Annotated in this window: 15 protein-coding genes and 1 pseudogene; 4 read left to right on the plus strand and 12 right to left on the minus strand. The window is 61.6% G+C overall.

The window, feature by feature from the left end; genetic code table 11:
- Positions 1 to 59: 59 nt before the first annotated feature.
- Positions 60 to 203 (minus strand): hypothetical protein, encoded by a 144-nt coding sequence (locus A37U_RS52105; protein ID WP_020500071.1) that lies wholly within the window; start codon positions 201 to 203, stop codon positions 60 to 62.
- Positions 204 to 1,080: 877 nt separating this feature from the next.
- Here A37U_RS52105 and A37U_RS50415 point away from each other — a divergent pair.
- From A37U_RS50415 to fdxA, 3 genes and pseudogenes are all read left to right on the plus strand, one after another.
- The gene (locus tag A37U_RS50415; RefSeq protein WP_157183157.1) at positions 1,081 to 2,346 is read left to right on the plus strand and encodes a cytochrome P450; all 1,266 of its coding nucleotides are present in this window, start codon (positions 1,081 to 1,083) and stop codon (positions 2,344 to 2,346) included.
- Between the two features lie 720 nt (positions 2,347 to 3,066).
- Positions 3,067 to 3,190, plus strand: a pseudogene (locus A37U_RS55150) (IS982 family transposase); the annotation flags it as partial.
- A gap of 48 nt (positions 3,191 to 3,238) precedes the next feature.
- A complete protein-coding gene (fdxA, locus tag A37U_RS0132210) occupies positions 3,239 to 3,559 on the plus strand; it encodes a ferredoxin (protein ID WP_020500803.1) in 321 nt (106 codons plus the stop codon).
- 192 nt (positions 3,560 to 3,751) lie between these two features.
- Here the strand turns inward: fdxA and A37U_RS52110 are convergent, their stop codons facing one another.
- A complete protein-coding gene (locus A37U_RS52110; RefSeq protein WP_157183158.1) occupies positions 3,752 to 3,928 on the minus strand; it encodes a hypothetical protein in 177 nt (58 codons plus the stop codon).
- 772 nt (positions 3,929 to 4,700) lie between these two features.
- A complete protein-coding gene (locus tag A37U_RS50420; protein WP_240437741.1) occupies positions 4,701 to 4,946 on the minus strand; it encodes a transposase domain-containing protein in 246 nt (81 codons plus the stop codon).
- Between the two features lie 100 nt (positions 4,947 to 5,046).
- Between A37U_RS50420 and A37U_RS52115 the strand changes: the two genes are divergently transcribed.
- Positions 5,047 to 5,349, plus strand: coding sequence for an integrase core domain-containing protein (locus A37U_RS52115; protein WP_157183159.1), 303 nt, complete (start codon positions 5,047 to 5,049; stop codon positions 5,347 to 5,349).
- A gap of 43 nt (positions 5,350 to 5,392) precedes the next feature.
- Here A37U_RS52115 and A37U_RS0132225 read toward each other — a convergent pair whose 3' ends face one another.
- The 9 genes from A37U_RS0132225 to A37U_RS0132265 all read right to left on the minus strand — a co-directional run bounded on the left by A37U_RS0132225 (position 5,393) and on the right by A37U_RS0132265 (position 13,245).
- On the minus strand, positions 5,393 to 6,319 hold the full coding sequence (locus A37U_RS0132225; protein WP_020500805.1) for an SMP-30/gluconolactonase/LRE family protein: 927 nt from the start codon (positions 6,317 to 6,319) through the stop codon (positions 5,393 to 5,395).
- Complete coding sequence (locus A37U_RS0132230; RefSeq protein WP_020500806.1) at positions 6,316 to 7,449, minus strand: thiolase C-terminal domain-containing protein; 1,134 nt, start codon at positions 7,447 to 7,449, stop codon at positions 6,316 to 6,318. Before A37U_RS0132230 ends, A37U_RS0132225 begins: the two co-directional genes overlap by 4 nt.
- 11 nt (positions 7,450 to 7,460) lie before the next feature.
- Entirely contained in the window at positions 7,461 to 7,877 is a 417-nt protein-coding gene (locus tag A37U_RS0132235) for a Zn-ribbon domain-containing OB-fold protein (RefSeq protein ID WP_020500807.1), read from the minus strand.
- A complete protein-coding gene (locus A37U_RS0132240; RefSeq protein WP_020500808.1) occupies positions 7,874 to 8,635 on the minus strand; it encodes an enoyl-CoA hydratase/isomerase family protein in 762 nt (253 codons plus the stop codon). The genes A37U_RS0132235 and A37U_RS0132240 overlap by 4 nt, the downstream gene beginning before the upstream one ends.
- Positions 8,632 to 9,069: a cobalamin B12-binding domain-containing protein gene (locus A37U_RS46425; RefSeq protein ID WP_020500809.1), complete on the minus strand. Its 438-nt coding sequence runs from the start codon at positions 9,067 to 9,069 to the stop codon at positions 8,632 to 8,634. The genes A37U_RS0132240 and A37U_RS46425 overlap by 4 nt, the downstream gene beginning before the upstream one ends.
- Positions 9,066 to 10,613, minus strand: coding sequence for a methylmalonyl-CoA mutase family protein (locus A37U_RS0132250; RefSeq protein WP_020500810.1), 1,548 nt, complete (start codon positions 10,611 to 10,613; stop codon positions 9,066 to 9,068). Before A37U_RS0132250 ends, A37U_RS46425 begins: the two co-directional genes overlap by 4 nt.
- 411 nt (positions 10,614 to 11,024) lie before the next feature.
- Positions 11,025 to 11,900, minus strand: coding sequence for a 3-hydroxyacyl-CoA dehydrogenase family protein (locus A37U_RS0132255; protein ID WP_020500811.1), 876 nt, complete (start codon positions 11,898 to 11,900; stop codon positions 11,025 to 11,027).
- A 158-nt stretch (positions 11,901 to 12,058) separates the two neighbouring features.
- Positions 12,059 to 12,967 carry an IclR family transcriptional regulator gene (locus A37U_RS0132260; RefSeq protein WP_083934093.1) on the minus strand — a complete coding sequence of 303 codons (909 nt, stop codon included), beginning with the start codon at positions 12,965 to 12,967 and terminating at the stop codon, positions 12,059 to 12,061.
- Positions 12,964 to 13,245 carry a PhlB family protein gene (locus A37U_RS0132265; protein WP_020500813.1) on the minus strand — a complete coding sequence of 94 codons (282 nt, stop codon included), beginning with the start codon at positions 13,243 to 13,245 and terminating at the stop codon, positions 12,964 to 12,966. Before A37U_RS0132265 ends, A37U_RS0132260 begins: the two co-directional genes overlap by 4 nt.

Raw genomic sequence — 13,245 nt, forward strand, 5'->3', positions numbered from 1 at the left:
GCTCCCGAAGCTCTTGCGCCGCGTTCGTCGTGACGCCAGGCTTAACCTCGTCCCCGACGTCAGCCTGACGCAGCCACTTCTCCCAACGTCATCGGATGGACCCCAAAGTCACTGGCGACCTGCTCGATCGTCACGCCCGACTCGCGGTTGCGGGCGACCCGGACAACATCCTCACGAAACTCGCGCGGGTAGGGCTTGGGCACAGCAACATCCTTTCAGCCTGCACATCAGCAAGCAATCTCAGATGTCACAGATCCCTTCAGCAGCCCCCCTAGTCTCGACGTTGCGATCTTGGTCGAGAGCAACCCTCATGGCCAGGACCCGCGTCCGCCGCAGCCACGCCGAGCCTGACTCGCTCAGTCACACGAGTCACACCAACAACTCTGGTGAGAACACCCCACTGCTCCAACAGACACCCGATCCTGGTAGCAGCCCAGACCGGATCCGCTACCCGCGACAGACACGGGCGGTTCAGGTCAGGACCACTGACCAGGGAGTTTCGTGGTACGAAATATACTTTGCATTGAGCAAAACGATAAGGTAGCCTCCTGTGAGGCCTAACACAGGTTGGAACTCGACAGGGACACGTGCCCGGGGAGGAGATAAATATTGACGGGGTTCACCGAAAAATGTTACCCGATGTCAATGCAATGGGCGTGACGCACACACGTATCGTGATTCACACGGCGAAGTAGACCATGCGTGTACTGTTTCAGCCAACCTTCGTAATTCGGTGCAGGACCAGTCGGCACGCCGGCTGGCATAGCTTGTGTTTAAAAGGTGCCTCATTTGGTTGAGTTTCTCGTAGCAGGTGAGGGCTGCAGTGAGGGCGAGAAAGGAGGCGAAGTGTTTAGCGTAGTGTTCGTAGCGGACGGTCAGGCGCCAGTAGTCGAACAGTCAGGCCGACACGATCGGCCGTAAACACCGCTCGATCATCAACCCGCAGCCTACCACCATCCTGCTGACGATCTTTCGACTGCGGGAGCAACGGCTAAACCAGAAGCAGAGTTTATGCCCGACGTCCCAGCAGCAACCAAATGAGACACGCCTTTAATGCGCAAACGGTCGAGGGTAGTTACTATGATGAACTGGAGAAAATACGTGCACGAGCTCACTGACGATCAGGTAGATTCCGACTTCGATCATCACTCATCGGAGTATGCAGAGCGAAACGACGAGCTTTTGAAGGAGCTCCGGGAGAAATGTCCTGTAGCATGGTCCGAAAATCACGGTGGGTACTTCGTGGTAACGAGCTACGATACTGTTTCGACGGCCGCAAAAGATTGGGCGACCTACTCTTCCGGAAATGATGAAGGTGCGGGTCCTAAACAGGGCGGGCTGCACCCAACTAATCCGCACAAAAACGGAATCCAGGAAGAGGACCCGCCTAAGCATTTGGAAATCCGAAAGCCGTTAAACAAGTACTTCTCTCGGACAGCAGTAAAGGAGCTCGAACCGGAAATACGGCAATACGCAAGTTGGGCAATTGACCAGGTAATCGAGAGCGGTGAATGTGATCTATCGACGGATGTGTTCACAACCGTCACCGCACTAGTGACCAATAAGCTACTCGGTCTCCCTCTTAATGAAGCGTCGAAACATGCGGAGGCTATGCATGACATTCTGAAGATCCCGCCGGGGAGTTCGGAACGCGCAGCTGCAGAGGAGCTGTTACAATGGAGTTTAGGTCAATTCCGCGAAGCTGCCCTAGCCCGGAGAGAGGATCCTTCCGACGATATAATATCGGCGATTGCAACTATGAAAGTTGGGGGTGATCTACTGCCTCTTGAGGAGGTGGTGGGCGGTTCTTATCTATTCATGAGTGGCGGCGTCGATACTACTTCAGCTTTGTTGTCTAATACGTTTGTTTACCTGGATAAGAACCCAGATCTTCGTCGTCAACTGATGGAGAATCCAAATATGCTGGAAGGAGCATGCGAAGAATTCATTAGGTATTTCAGTCCTGTACAAGGTTTGGCGAGGACCGTAACCAAAGACTGCACACTGGGTGCTCAATCTCTTAGTACTGATGACCGAGTTCTACTGTCTTTCGCGGGGGCCAATATGGACGCTACCGTCTTCGAAGAACCTGAGTCGGTTCAGATTGCTCGTCGACCGAATCCACATGTAGGATTCGGTGCCGGAGTACACCGGTGTATTGGTAAACATGTGGCCAGTTCGATGTTCTGTATCACAGTGGAGCAGGTGTTTGCCAGGATGCTCGACCTACGTATCGATCATGAGAAAAGCCGACGGTATCAAAGTCTTGGCATAATCAACGGTTGGGATTCTGTTTGGGCACGGTTTACGCCGGGGACACGAGTTACGACAACAACCGTGCTCTGAGTCCGACTCCGTGGAGCTTACGATCAGATAGTAGTAGGCGTCCGCGCTGACCTGGAAACTCCAACATCAGGGAGCTGCTCTGGCCCTCCTGACAGGTCCATGATTCGGTTTAGTGTATCGTAAGCGCACGCCGTTGTCCTGTTTGAGCTTCTAAAAGTTTGCATGGTCAGAATTTGCATGGTCAGAAACTTTAGCTTTGGAGAACGGCGTACGTGATTCCACGTATCGGGTTCGTCTTAGCCCGACCTTCCAACGGACCGGCCTCGCGCTGCGGTTATTCTAGGTCGTCTTGAGCTCGCACCACACCCAACGGCCGCCTCCCGATACGACAGATCAGGATCGGAGGCTACCATAGTGCGCCGTCGCGTCGAAGAAAGTCAGCTGGGGTTCCACCAGCGGCTCTTTGTACGGCAGTCACGCTGGCACGCCCTTAACCAACGATCCGTTCACGCAAGTCTCAATGAGCGGTCGAACCACCAGCAGGACAGCAAACGGCCATTACCAGTAAGCCGTCATCGACCACCACCAAGGTCGGAGCAGCAAGGTGACTTCAGCAATATCCGCTGCCCAAAGGATGGGGACCAGGACCCTAAGACGGGCCCGACATCACCCACCACTGAAGCGTAAGGGAAGCGATTTGCTCACCGGGGGGCGTCGGTTGGTGGCGCACGATCAACCGGACCCGGCTACCCGAGCCGGTCGGTGCTGGTCGCGGCGGAGCTCGAAACGCACGGCGGGCGCACCCTCATCTGGCGTGTTCCCCCGCCTCGCCCAACGTCTACTGGCAATGGCCGCCGGAATCTGGCACAGCTGGAGCGCCAACGTCACCAGCAGCGATCGCTAACCGGCACGGCTACCGACCAAGGAATCAACCACCTAGTAGGAGAACGCAATGACCTACGTAATCGCCGAACCCTGTGTGGACGTGCTCGACAAGACATGCATCGACGAGTGCCCCGTCGACTGTATCTACGAGGGCGACCGGATGCTGTACATCCACCCAGACGAGTGCGTGGACTGCGGAGCCTGCGAGCCGGTCTGCCCGGTGGAGGCGATCTACTACGAGGACGACGTTCCGGACGAGTGGGTTGCCTATGCCAAGGCGAACATCGATTTCTTCGGTGAGCTCGGGTCGCCAGGCGGTGCCGCTAAGGTTGGCAAGGCGGCCCACGACCCACAGTGGATCAACGACTTGCGCCCGGCACGCGAATGAGTGGCGCCCCTCGATTCCGGGAGAGCGGCATGACCTGATCGCACACATTCCTCGTCGGTTTTGCCGATCCCACGACGATCAGCGGCTGCCATCGCGGAGGGCTCCACAACCCTCATCCCCGTCTCGAGCAGGCGCTCGGCCAGGCCGGCGCCGTAGGTGCCGCTGCCCTCGACGACCACGAGGGCAGCGCGCTCACCGGCCCGACGGGTGATCCATGCAGCGGCACGAGCCGGCCCGGGGCGTGCTTGCCGGAAAGCTTGCCTGGTCGATGACGGCGCCGGTCGCGGCGGTCACGACCCACAGCGCGTGATCCGCGGCGTGTGCCTCGACGCCGATGATGAGTTCGTACTGCTCTGAGACGATGGGCATCGGTGGCGAATGTCATTTTCGATGGGCGACGTCGTTGGTCGGCGTCGGCTCGGAAGGAGCACTTCGAGGCAGGCCTGTAACGGGCCCACGATCCCGCGGCAACGGGGGCGGGCAGGCTTCTGATCTCTAATGGTGGCGGCTGGCCTGGGGTTGGCTGGCAGGCTGTTCGTCGGCTTCGCCCGGTGTAACCCCTCGTCCGGGATACTGCGCGGAGCTCGCTTGGGCACTCTCGGCCGATACAACCCAGCCCGCTCGTTGCGATACGGCTCCATCGGGTTGTGGTGCGCATGCGCCCGGCCGCCGCGCCGGTACCGATCCAGCGGGGACGGGTTCAGGATCGGCCCGGTCCCCGCGTCCAGGTGGAAGTCGTAAAAAGCCGCGCAGCACCGTCTCGCTATGCGCCCGTACCGATGGCGCATACGTAGTCCCCGCCGATCTGCGACCCGGTGCTTGGTCAGGACGGCATCAATGCGGTCTTGCTGGTTTGCGGCCAGGAGCATCCAGCGGCAGAAGTCCGCGCATCGATCCGGTGTCGAACGCTCCCCGCTGCCTGGAGATCGTGGCGGTACGCCGACACTGCCTCTACCGGCTCGCCACCCGAGTCGGCCAACCGGAACAGCAACCACAGGTCGCTCGTCGTCTCAAGCCGCCCCACCAACGGCCCGGCCAACGCCACCAGATCCCGAGCCGGCCCCACATCGTCGATTACGGTCAGGGAGTTAGTCCCGACCGAGGCCCGCGCGTTCCCATGCTCACCAACACTTCCTGATCATTACGGGACAGCCTTTAGTTTCATGATTACTTCTTCATAGTCATCCTCATAGAACAGGCACATCGCCTGACAGAACCGAACCACCACATGAGGAGGAAGAAGTCGGACACGCTGACCACGTTTCCCGCAGACCGTGAGAGTTTCTTCGATCAAATCGCGATCAACAATGTCGGACAAGACACTCAAAGCAACTCGATCAACCAGGCGAACAGCAGAAACGCTATCGCCAGCGATAGGTTTATTCACGAGAACATCATATCGGGAAACGTCGCCCAACCCGAGCGACACGCTACAAACCCGGCGGACCCTGCCTCACTTAACTTACCGGTATTGTTGCACCCACCGGTTGTCCCAAAAGCAATACACGATCCACCAGTTCCGCCGTTTCTGCGAGAAACATCAAGCTCGCCCGTCAGTCGGCCGGACCGGTATTTGTTTCGACAACAGCGTTGCCGAATCGTTCTTCGCGACCATGAAGAAAGAACTGTTCCACGGCGAAATCTGGCGTGACGCCCACGAGGTCCGAATCGCTGCATTCCAGTACATCGAAAGCTATTACAACCGGCACCATCCGCATTCAGCTATCGATTACCGAACACCCGAAGAACACGAAACAGAATTTGACAACACCCGGCCAGTAGTGGCATAATAAGGTGTTCACTCAAGCGGGAACACTCCAGAAGAGCCCCTTTTCACGCCGGTGGCCCGGCTGCGCGACGCGATGCGGGGATCAGGACCTCCGTGCCGACCAGAATCGATTCTCGTGCTCGCCTTCGCCTCTTCGCGGATGCATCAGGGGCGCAGCACAGCACGAGCGTTCGCCCGTCCGGCCCGCCGAGGGCGCAGGCGAAGGCTGAGAGTCCTTCCGGGGCTCGAACGACATCGGTGCTCTGCCCACGCGAATTCACCCGATGACACGCACCGCCGATCGCGTCCGCGATCCAGATGCCATCCTCTCTGTCTACGGTGATGCCATCCGGTGCCATCTGGAGCCGACCAAGGGTGTCGCGAAGCGTGCCCGGCGACGGTGCGGGTCCCCATTGAGCCCAGGTGCGGCGGTCACTCAGCGTGCCGTCCGGACCGATTGTGAACGCGGTCAACCGAGACGCGAGAGTCTCGGCCACCACGAGAGTCGTTCCGTGATCGCAGAGGACCATACCGTTCGGAACCATGAGGTCGTATCCGACGTGCTGGACCGCGCCATCGGGTGCAATCCGGAGCAGGCCGCCAGGTACGGGGTCCGCTCCACCACCGAAATCGAAGCCGAAGAAGCCGACCCACGCATACCCCGCGTGGTCGACGATCATGTCGTTGAGGTCGCTGCCGACCTCACCGGCGAGGTCGGCGTACACTCGGGAACCCTGTGGACCGGTGGCGAGGATCTTCCGTTCGTTCATCGAGATCACGAGCATCGTGCCGTCGGGCAACCAGCCGAGGCCCGAAGGGCGGCCTTCGACGGAGACCGCGCTCGCCGTGCCGGTTTCGCTCTCAACCGAGCGGACCTCGCCAGCGAACATGTCGGAAGCCCACCACGATCCTCGGTGCCAGCGTGGCGCCTCGAAGAAGCTGCCGCCGTCCAGTACAAGGGTCTCGGCGCAGGGAGGGTCGTCGAGGGTCATGCGGCCTCACTCGACAGCACGAGCGTGGCCGCGTGGTTGAACATCCCGCCGATTCCATGGGCGACACTGACCCGAACGTCCTCGACTTGGGCGGCCGCCTCGTTTCGGATCTGGCGCACCGATTCGAGGATGGCGAACATCCCGTACATGCCGGTGTGGGTGTAGGCTAAACCGCCACCGTTCGTGTTCATCGGAAGCTGCCCGCCGGGCGCTGTCCGGCCCTCGGCGATAAACGCTCCCGCTTCACCCCCTCCGACAAAACCCAGATCTTCCAGGCCGAGAATGGGAAGGTGCGCGAAGGCGTCGTAGATCATCAGATGGTCCACGTCTTCCGGTGTGATCCCGGCAGACTGGAAGGCCAGCTGACCAGAGGTCCGGAACGCTTGCGACGAGGTCAAGTCTTCCATGGTGGTGATCATTGGCGTCTCGCTCGCCTCTCCGCTCCCCCGGATATGGACGAGCGGTTTCCGCACACCGAGCGCGGTGGCCGCGCCGGCTTCCATGACGATGACCGCGCCGCCCGCGTCAGTAACGAGGCAGCATTCCGGTGCGTGAAGAGGGTAGGTGATGTACGGCGAGTTCAGCACGTCGTCGACGGTAAGCAGTTCGCGTTTGAAGGCGCGGGGGTTCCGCTGCGCCCACTGGCGCTGGGCAACCACCACGCCAGCCAGCTGTTCATGAGTCAGGCCGACGTCCTTCATGTAACGCAGCACGTTCAGTGGGAGCATCGACACCGGTCCTGTGGTGCCGAACGGTGCCTCGAACTGGCCGTGCATCGACTCGGCGCCGGGGTCGGGATAGGTCATCCCGATCCGCGAGCGGCCGGACTGGCCGTGGGTGACGAGTACGGCGGTGCAATGGCCCGCCTGGATCGCGGCGCAGGCATGCCGCACGTGAGCCAGGAAAGAGCAGCCACCGACGCGGGTTCCGTCCACGTAATTCGGCCGGATGCCCAGGTAGTGTGCGACGTCGATCGGTGGGTGACCGGCGGTGGCGATGCCGTCGATGAGTTCCGGGGGGATCCCCGAGTCCTCGATCGCGCGCAGTGCGGCGTCGATGTGAAGCTGTAGAGCAGAGAGCTCGGGGACCTTGCCGATTCGCTCGCTCTCTGCAGCACCGACGATGGCCATTGGCGACATGCTCACTTCCCCTCATCGACCGGACGGAAGCGAGGCACCATGACGTCGCCTTGGAGTTCGAAGACGACCTGGAGCGCCATATCGAGTTCCAAGCTTTCCGGGCTCGGCTCAACCCCCACGATGTTGGTCATCATCCGGGGCCCTTCCGCCAGCTCGACGATTGCGATGACGTAGGGCGGATCGAACCCGGGGGCCGGCAAGTGGGCGATCACGAACGAGTGCAGCGATGCCATCCCGGAGAGCACAGTCCAGTCGAGCTCGCGGGAAAAGCACGACGGACAGTGCGACCTGGGATAGAAAATGTACGTCAAGCACGAGCGGCAGCGCGGCAAGGCAAGCTCACCGCGACTCGTAGCCTCCCAGAACGGCGCCGTGTCCGGCGTCGCGATCGGTGCCACCCGCGGACCTGCGGTTGTCATTCGCTCCTCCTGGCGTGGAAATCGTTGAGACGTGCGCGGACCTCGGGGCTCTTGACGATGAGCTCCGCCACGTCATCGAGGTTGTCGAGCCGTTCGTAGCCGCGGATGATGCGCTTGTACTGCTCAATTGCCGACGCGCTTGTGGACGAAACATCGTGCGCAAGCTCTCGTGCCCGCGCTTGCAATTCGGCGCCGGGGACACACTCGAGCGCGAGGCCGATTCGAACCGCCTCCCGCGCGTCGATGAGCTTCCCCGAGAAGAGCAGATAGTTCAACGCCGATCGCGGGATATGCCCGAACAACGTCGACGCCGCAAGACCATCGATGAGGCCCATCTTGACCTCCGGCACGCCAAATCGTGCCGAGTCGCCCACCAGCACGATGTCGCAGCTCGTGGCGATGCCGAGCCCGCCGCCGACACAAAGCCCATCGACGGCGGCGACAGTGGGCTTGCGCGTAGACCTCAGTGCTGCGTAAGGAAGGTCGTCCCGGAAGCGGTAGAGATCAACGTCCTGGCCATTGTCGAGGAGCTCCCGCATCTCGTGCAGATCTCCGCCGACACCGAAGTCCCTCTTGGCCGATCTCAGCAGGATGCAGGAAACATCCCCGGCGCTGTCGGCGATACGGATCGCGGCTCGTATCTCGCGGTACATCGCCGTGCTGAACGCGTTCACGCCTCCCGCCCGGTCGAGACTGATCGTGGCGACCTGATTCTCGACGACGAGTTGGAGGTGTTCGAACTGTGGTGAATGAATCACGGTGTCCTTCGGCGCGTGCTCGCGGGTTGGGGCAGCGGGGTAACAGAGCAGTCGTCAGCGATCGCATCCTCGAAAGCGCGGACGATGTCCTCTATCGGGGTCCCAGGGCCGAAATAGGCGCCCACACCAGCCTGCAACATCTTCTCCAGCTCGGCAGGCTCGTCGATGCCGCCCGCGAGCACCGGGATGTCCGCTCCCTGCTCGTTCAGGCTGTCGAGTGTGCGTGTTGCGAAGTAGCCGAGACCGCCGCTCAGACAGCTGAGGCCGATGGCGGCAGCGTCTTCCTGTAGCGCCGCTTGGACAATGAGATTCGTCGACACCCGCTTGCCGAGGTAGATGACCTCGAACCCGTTCTCCATGAGGTGTTTGCCGATGAGTCGTACGCCGACATCATGGCCGTCCAGACCGAGTTTGGCCAACACGATCCGTTTCATCGGGCGAATCCCTCCCCCGTGGCCTTGACGATCTCCTCGGTCGTCGCACCTGCGCGTAGCGCGGCGATCGTGACAGGTAGCAGATTGTCTTTTCCCGCAGCCACGTCTCGCAGTTCGTCGACGCTACGCGCGACGGCTCGCGGATCGCGAGACTGCTTGTGCTTCGCCATTCGCCCGATGGCGTCCTGCTCCACCTGGAGGAAATCGATCTCGCCGGAGCTGCGTCCGTCAAACAGATCCGCGTGTGCGGCAGCCTCGAACGCGGTGTGCCCGACCATCAGACGCTCTCGATTGCTGATCTGTTTCTGCCTTGCTCCTCGGTTCTCGTCGATGCGTCCGGCGATGTAGCCGTTCTCAATCGCTTCGACCGGCCCCCCGTTGTCGAGCAGCCGCCCTAGCTCACTCCGGACCGTAGTCTGGACGTAGTCGTCGATATCTCGGGTCTTCGCGCTGCCTCCGAGCGGGTCCAGTGTGAGCGAGGCTCCATGTTCGTAAGCGACCACTTGCATCGTGCGGACAGCCAGGGCAGAGGCGTCGAGCGAGGGGATGCGCAGCGCCTCGTCGTAACCCGTAGCGCATAGATAGTCGACACCGCCCATCATGGAGCCCAGCACGCTCAGCGTCACTCTCGGAATATTGACCAGCGGCTCGGCCGCGGATTCGAGCCCGTGAGCGTAGCCCATGAGCGTCGCCACCGGTTGTTTGTCCGTTGGGACCCCGTAGCGGTCCCGGAGGATCTCGCTCCACAGCGTTCTCGCCGATCGGAACACCGATGCCTCCACGAACAGATCGCTGCGCTCGTTCAGGAAGAACATCAACTTCCGTGCGACGTCGGTGGCCAAGTACCCACGTTCGAGGAGTTCGTCCATGTAGGCGATGGCGTTGCCGAAGGCAAACGCCATCGCCAGCAGCGGGCCTGCTCCGGCGACGTCGTAGTGGTTGGAACAGATTGTGAGCGTCGCGCCAGGAATGTCGTCGTCAATCGCGTACGCTACGCAGTCCGTCGCGATGCGCACTGCTTGTCGAGGGGTGTGGATCTCGGTCCCCCTTGCGGTAAACTCCTTGAGGGGGTCGTTCTGCATCACCACCTTGACCTGTGGCGCGTCCCGGTCCCGCAGCACGCTGCGCACCATGCCGAGGCCGATGTGGCCCAACGAGTTGGCGAGCATACCGACGCTGTCTGCGGCCTCCAGGTCGAGCCGGGAGCAGATCTCGGCGAAATCGTCGAGCGTCGCGCACGATACGCCCGCCCTGCCCACCTGCGCGTGGGCGAGCTCGTGGTCCGGATCGAATCCGAGCTGAGATGGCAGGTCTGCCGCGAGGAGGAAGGATTCCGCGCCAACCTCCTGCAACATCGATAGCCGTTCCGCAGTCATCGTGGGTGAGCCCAGCCCGGAGTAGACCATGAAGCGTGGCCGGTAGGGCCCAGGACCAGCAAGCCGCTCGTCGCTCCACGCGCGGAGCGCGGGGTCTTCGTCCGTCGGGGAGTTCGGGTACCGGGCTCGGATCGGGACGCGGCCGTCATTGGCATCCTGCACCGCCATGGCTTTCCTTACGTTCACGCTGTTCCGCTCCCTGCCGCCCGTCCTTGTTTCAGCCCTCGGCCGACTCGCAAGAAGGCGGAGGCCAGCCACTGGTGCGCGTTCCCGGTTTCGGGCCGCCGCGATACATTCACCAGCAGGAATCGCAACTTGCTGGGATTGGCTCGAGCTTCGGTCACTAGGTCGCAGGGACATGTGTGGCCAGACCCTTCGCTCAGGTCAGCGGTTAGCACGACCCGACCGTAGGAAAAGAACTTCTCCATCGTCGCTCGATCGATCCCGATCGCGCTGCTGGTCACCAGGACGGAGTCGCAGCCGGACATCGATATCCCTCGCTCACACAACCCTGCTAACCATTTCATTCCACGATACGATCATTTCGCTAGTTGTCAACGACATGGCCGGTTTTGACGGTCATTCGGAGCTTCGCCGTCCCTTCTCGTCATAGTTGTAAAAACCCTTGCCGTTCTTGCGACCGGTCAGACCGGCCATGACCATGTTGCGCAGGGTCGGCGTCGGACGGAATCTCTCACCGAGGCTGTCCGCCAGGGAGTCCATGGCAGACAGGTACGTGTCGAGGCCGTTGAAGTCGCCCAGCTCCAAGGGACCCATTGGGTAGTTCAGCCCCAAGCGGCAGGCTCGGTCGATGTCCTCGGCGGATGCCACCCCCTCCTCCAGGATTCGCAGGCATTCCATACGGACAAGACCGGAGATGCGCGTGGTGATGAATCCGGGCACGTCCTTGTTCAGCACGACCACCTCGCGGTCCAGGCTCGCGGCAAACTCCCGAGCGTGATCTAGTGTCGCCTCGCTGGTCAGATAGCCGCGCGTGAGTTCGACGAGGCGCATCATGACCGGGGGGTTGAAGAAGTGGATCCCGACGAGGCGTGGCGCGTTTGCGTGGCCGAGTCCGGCGCCGATGGCGGTGATGCTCAACTGCGACGTGTTCGAACCGAAGATGCAGTCCACGGGTGCGAGCTCAACCGCCTCGGCGAATATGGCCCGCTTGACGTCCAGCTTCTCGATCACGGATTCGACCACGACGGAGGCATCGCACGTCGCCTTGGCGAGATCGTCGGTCAGGGTCAGCCGAGCAGTGACGTTCTCGATGTCATCTGCAGAGAGCTTCCCTGCCTTGGCGAAGCGACGAAGGCTGTCGTCGATGCGGACTCGGCCGTTCTGCAGGGCATCCGGCGAGGTGTCGAACGCGACGACGTTGTGGCCGTTCATCGCCGCGAGCTGCGCGATACCGCTACCCATGGTCCCGGCCCCGAGTACTGTGATCTTCATTGTGTGCTCCCTTCCACTGTGTTGGGCCCGGCCGCGAGGGCGGCGAGCGCCGTGATTCGCTCATCTCCAAGCGGGGCTCGCGGAGGACCGCATTGATCGGTGGCGGGACAGTTGTCTGCGCCACGGGCCGAGAACGGTTTCGCTACTTCACTGCGGCGTCAGATCTGAGCGGCGCCGCGGGCGATGGTGGCGGTGACTCGCTCTGCGGTAGCTTTGACAAGCTTCTCGGCTTCCCCGAGGCGAGCACCGGCGAGCCGATCGGCGGGGCCGAGCACGCTCAAGGCTGCCAACGCGTGCCCTTCTGAGTCTAGGATCGGGGCACTCACGCCTACGGCGCCCATCACCCGCTCGCTGAGGCTGCGCGCGACTCCCACCTCGGCGATCCGCCCCAACTCACGACGAAGCGCATCGGGCTTCGTGATGGTGTTGGGGGTGTCGGCATGGAGCGGATTGTCCTTGAGTATCCGCTCAAGCTCCGCCTCAGGAATGAACGCCAGTAGGACCTTACCGGCCGAGCCAACATGAATTCCTTCGGTTGCACCGAGACCGGCGATGTAACGGATCGAGTGCGGGCTGGACAGTTCTTTGACACAGATGCGTGAGCGGCCGGCACGTACATGGACGGCGACGGTCTCCGACGTCGCGTCTCGCAGCTCCGCGAGGGACTCGTTCGACTCGAAGATGAATCCCGCGTTGCCATTGGCGATCGACGACATCAAATGGAAGCAAGCGAAGCCGAGACCATACTGGCCAGTCGACTGGTCCTGTACCACCATTCCCTTGGAGCGGAGTGTGGTGATCAGGCGGTAGGTGGTCGGTTTCGACAGCCGCACGACGTGGCTGACGTCTCCGAGCGGGAGCGGGCTTTGTCCGAGGGCGATCAGGATGTCGATAGCGCGCGCGACTGAGCGAACCTCGAGGTTCTCGTTTGCAGGTGCCATGCGGCCCCCTTCATGTCGCAGGCGAGCACCCGCTCGGGACAGGTCGGTCCCGGCTAGAACCGACCGATCGACAAGCATTTTGCTGAACGGTCGCAGCATATCATCTGCCGAAACGACGCCGTTCACGATGCCGCATCTCCCTCGGATACCTCGTCGTCGGATCCCGGACGCTCCGGCACAAACCAATACCAGGGTGTGTGCCCATCGTCACCGATGACCACGCTGACCTCCGGCGGTAGCTCCATACGCTCGGGCAGTTCCCTGAGCTGGCCGAACACCAGGGGGCCTTGGCTGTGCAGCCGGATCTGTCCAAGCGAGTACGGGGCCGGAAGACCTGGTCTTTTCACGTGAACGGTCGTGTAGGTGACGAGTTCTCCGCTCCGGGCAAACACCTCCTCGGACAC

The organism is Sciscionella marina DSM 45152 (assembly GCF_000379465.1).
Classification (GTDB): domain Bacteria; phylum Actinomycetota; class Actinomycetes; order Mycobacteriales; family Pseudonocardiaceae; genus Sciscionella; species Sciscionella marina.

Excerpts from the sequence above, each read along its gene's own strand:
- fdxA (WP_020500803.1), top strand. The coding sequence starts at position 3,239 with ATGACCTACGTAATCGCCGAACCCTGTGTGGACGTGCTCGACAAGACA.
- A37U_RS52110 (WP_157183158.1), bottom strand. The coding sequence starts at position 3,928 with ATGCCCATCGTCTCAGAGCAGTACGAACTCATCATCGGCGTCGAGGCA.
- A37U_RS50415 (WP_157183157.1), top strand. The coding sequence starts at position 1,081 with ATGATGAACTGGAGAAAATACGTGCACGAGCTCACTGACGATCAGGTA.
- A37U_RS0132250 (WP_020500810.1), bottom strand. The coding sequence starts at position 10,613 with ATGGCGGTGCAGGATGCCAATGACGGCCGCGTCCCGATCCGAGCCCGG.
- A37U_RS46425 (WP_020500809.1), bottom strand. The coding sequence starts at position 9,069 with ATGAAACGGATCGTGTTGGCCAAACTCGGTCTGGACGGCCATGATGTC.
- A37U_RS0132255 (WP_020500811.1), bottom strand. The coding sequence starts at position 11,900 with ATGAAGATCACAGTACTCGGGGCCGGGACCATGGGTAGCGGTATCGCG.
- A37U_RS0132230 (WP_020500806.1), bottom strand. The coding sequence starts at position 7,449 with ATGGCCATCGTCGGTGCTGCAGAGAGCGAGCGAATCGGCAAGGTCCCC.
- A37U_RS0132235 (WP_020500807.1), bottom strand. The coding sequence starts at position 7,877 with ATGACAACCGCAGGTCCGCGGGTGGCACCGATCGCGACGCCGGACACG.
- A37U_RS0132225 (WP_020500805.1), bottom strand. The coding sequence starts at position 6,319 with ATGACCCTCGACGACCCTCCCTGCGCCGAGACCCTTGTACTGGACGGC.